The organism is Rhodococcus gordoniae, from assembly GCF_001646655.1.
GTDB lineage: Bacteria > Actinomycetota > Actinomycetes > Mycobacteriales > Mycobacteriaceae > Rhodococcus > Rhodococcus gordoniae.
Window position 1 is genome coordinate 1 of record NZ_LPZN01000101.1, and the last position, 3699, is coordinate 3699.

Here is a 3699-nt window from a genome sequence, read left to right on the forward strand (position 1 = left end):
CTGGCAGGCTAGGACGCGGGTCCGACACGGTGCCGGACCCGCGTGCCCGTGCGCGGGTGCGGGGTTGGAACGAAGGTGGACACGGCGATGGCAGTAGGCGGACTCGGGCGCAGCGGACCCTTCCAGGTGGGGGACCGGGTGCAGTTGACCGACGCCAAGGGCCGCAAGTACACCGTGGTGCTCGAGCCGGGCAAGGAGTTCCACACCCACCGCGGCGGGATTCTGCACGACGATCTGATCGGCACCGACGAGGGTGTGGTGGTCACCTCCACCAACGGCACCCCCTATCTGGCGTTGCGGCCGCTGCTGGTGGACTACGTGATGTCGATGCCGCGCGGTGCGCAGGTGATCTACCCGAAGGACGCCGCGCAGATCGTGCAGGAGGGCGATGTCTTCCCCGGCGCGACGGTGCTCGAGGCGGGCGCCGGATCCGGGGCGCTGACCTGTTCGCTGCTGCGCGCTGTCGGGGAGGGCGGCCGGGTGATCTCCTACGAGGTGCGCGAGGACCATCTCGCCTACGCCGAGCGCAATGTCGACACGTTCTTCGGGGAGCGCCCGGCGAACTGGACGACGGTGCTCGGGGATCTGGCGGACTACGACGTGGAGAAGTACGGCCGGGTCGATCGGGTGGTGCTGGACATGCTGGCGCCCTGGGATGTGCTGGAGACGGTGAAGAAGGCGCTGGTGCCGGGTGGGGTGCTCATCGTCTATGTGGCGACGACGACGCAGCTGTCGCGGGTGGTCGAGGCGATGCGGGAGCAGACCTGCTGGACCGAGCCGCGCTCGTGGGAGTCGATGGTGCGCGGCTGGCACGTGGTGGGGCTGGCGGTGCGGCCGGAGCATCGGATGCAGGGGCACACCGCGTTTCTGGTCAGTGCCCGGCGGCTGCAGGACGGGGTGGAGACCCCGAAGCCGCAGCGTCGGCCCAGCAAGGGCTGAGCCGACGCCGACCTGCGGGACCCGGCGGGCGCGGGATCACGGGAGAGTACCTTCGAGGGGACCGGTCGACTCACGGTCTCGGGAAGCCCGACAGTGGATCGGGGGTGTGGTGCCATGGTGCGTCCCGCACGCGACACATGTTCGGAACACGACTGTTTCGTGTCCTCCCCCATGCCGGGCGATGTCCCGGTAGCGTGGAATGACCGACAGTGGAGGGAGTCGCTATGAGCTCGTCAGAGAAGCCGGATGCGGTTGCGGCGGCACGAGAGATCGATGAGTTGCGCATGGAGGTGGCGACCTTGCGTCGTCGGCTCGGCGAACCGTCCGATCAGGTACGCGACCTCGAGACCCGGCTCGAATCCCTCACGGTCCGCAACGGCAAACTGCTCGAGACCCTCAAGGATGCGCGTCAGCAGTTGATCACGCTGCGTGAGGAGGTCGACCGGCTGGCCCAGCCGCCGAGCGGCTACGGGGTGTTGCTCGAGACGTTCGACGACCAGACCGTCGACGTGTTCACCTCGGGCCGCAAGATGCGGGTCGCGGTGTCGCCGAATCTCGAACTCGACACCTTCCGGCCCGGTCAGACGGTGCGGTTGAACGAGGCGTTGACCGTTGTGGAGGTCGGTGGTTTCGAACGCGTCGGGGAGATCACCACTCTGCGGGAGGTGCTCGACGACGGTACCCGGGCGTTGGTGGTGGGGCACGCCGACGAGGAACGCATCGTGTGGCTGGCGGCGCCGTTGGCCGCGGCGGCCGCCGACGTCGAGACCGACGCCCTCGTCGACGACGAGAATTCGTTCACGCTGCGCCCCGGTGATTCGCTGCTGGTCGACAGCAAGGCCGGTTACGCCTTCGAACGGATCCCGAAGGCCGAGGTCGAGGATCTCGTGCTCGAGGAGGTCCCGGACGTCGGCTACGGCGACATCGGTGGTCTGGGCCGGCAGATCGAGCAGATCCGCGATGCGGTGGAGTTGCCGTTCCTGCACAAGGACCTGTTCCGCGAGTACTCGCTGCGCCCACCGAAGGGTGTGCTGCTGTACGGCCCGCCCGGTTGCGGTAAGACCCTGATCGCGAAGGCCGTCGCGAATTCGCTGGCGAAGAAGATCGCCGAGGCCCGCGGCGACGATTCGAAGGAAGCGAAGTCGTTCTTCCTGAACATCAAGGGCCCGGAACTGTTGAACAAGTTCGTCGGTGAGACCGAGCGGCACATCCGGTTGATCTTCCAGCGGGCCCGGGAGAAGGCGTCCGAGGGCACCCCGGTGATCGTGTTCTTCGACGAGATGGACTCGATCTTCCGTACCCGCGGGTCGGGGGTGTCCTCCGATGTGGAGACCACGGTGGTGCCGCAGCTGCTCGCCGAGATCGACGGTGTCGAAGGGCTCGAGAACGTCATCGTCATCGGCGCGTCGAACCGGGAGGACATGATCGACCCGGCGATCCTGCGGCCCGGCCGCCTCGACGTGAAGATCAAGATCGAACGTCCGGACGCGGAGGCCGCCCAGGACATCTTCTCGAAGTACCTGACCGAGAGCCTGCCGGTGCACGCCGACGATCTCGCCGAGTTCGGTGGCGACCGGGTCGCGTGCGTGCGGACGATGATCGAACGGGTCGTCGAGCGGATGTACGCCGAGTCCGAGGACAACCGTTTCCTCGAGGTGACCTACGCCAACGGCGACAAGGAGGTCCTGTACTTCAAGGACTTCAACTCGGGCGCGATGATCCAGAACATCGTCGACCGGGCGAAGAAGTACGCGATCAAGTCGGTGCTCGAGACCGGGGCGCCCGGTCTGCGGGTGCAGCATCTGCTCGATTCGATCGTCGACGAGTTCGCCGAGAACGAGGACCTGCCCAACACCACGAATCCGGACGACTGGGCCCGGATCTCGGGGAAGAAGGGCGAGCGGATCGTGTACATCCGCACCCTGGTCACCGGCAAGAACGCCAGTGCGAGCCGCGCGATCGACACCGAATCGAACACCGGCCAGTACCTGTAGGACTCGACCGCGGCGGCGGTGCCTTCCCCGATCCGGAAGGCCCGGCCGCCGCGCTCTTCCGGGGGGAGGACCGGTCATGCCGCTGCCGCGCACGATGGCCCGGTTCAACAAGGTGGTCACCAACCGGGTCACCACCCCGTTCGCGCAGTTGCTGCCCGGCACCGCGGTGGTCGAGCATCGCGGTCGCCGCTCGGGCCGGATCTTCCGCACCCCGGTGCTGCTGTTCGGCGTCGGGGACGATCTGCGGATCGCGTTGACCTACGGCGCCGACACCGACTGGGTGCGCAACGTGCGCGCCGTCGGGAGCGCGGTGGTGCACACCCGGGGTGAGGCGGTACCGGTGACCGCGCCGCGGCTCGGCAACGATCCGCAGGCGAGCTGGGCGCCGCTGCCGGTGCGGATGGCGCTGCGGGCGATCGGGGCGTCCGGCTATCTGGACTGCACCCCGCGGCGGGCCCCCTGATCGGGGCGGCGGGGTGGTCCACGACCAGGACCGCCCGGATCGCCTAGGCTCGACGGCATGCAGCGGATCATCGGTATCGAGGTCGAGTACGGGATCTCCTCACCCAACGAGCCATCGGCGAACCCGATCCTGACCTCAACGCAGGCGGTGCTGGCCTATGCGGCGGCCGAAGGGGTGCCGCGCGCCCGCCGCACCCGCTGGGACTACGAGGTCGAATCGCCGTTGCGTGACGCGCGGGGCTTCGATCTGGGCCGGTTCAACGGCCCGGCCCCGGTCATCGACGCCGACGAGGTCGGCGCCGCG

4 protein-coding genes are annotated in these 3699 nt (G+C 68.3%); all 4 read left to right on the forward strand.

Features of this window, described 5'->3' with window-relative positions; all coding sequences use genetic code 11:
- Positions 1-87: 87 nt before the first annotated feature.
- Complete coding sequence (locus A8G18_RS22090; protein ID WP_064065565.1) at positions 88-939, forward strand: tRNA (adenine-N1)-methyltransferase; 852 nt, start codon at positions 88-90, stop codon at positions 937-939.
- 224 nt (positions 940-1163) lie between these two features.
- Positions 1164-2933, forward strand: coding sequence for a proteasome ATPase (gene arc / locus A8G18_RS22095; protein WP_064065566.1), 1770 nt, complete (start codon positions 1164-1166; stop codon positions 2931-2933).
- A gap of 76 nt (positions 2934-3009) precedes the next feature.
- Complete coding sequence (locus A8G18_RS22100) at positions 3010-3396, forward strand: nitroreductase family deazaflavin-dependent oxidoreductase (RefSeq protein WP_064065567.1); 387 nt, start codon at positions 3010-3012, stop codon at positions 3394-3396.
- A 57-nt stretch (positions 3397-3453) separates the two neighbouring features.
- Positions 3454-3699: proteasome accessory factor PafA2 family protein (locus A8G18_RS22105; protein ID WP_209447070.1), on the forward strand; the 246-nt coding region annotated here is incomplete at its 3' end.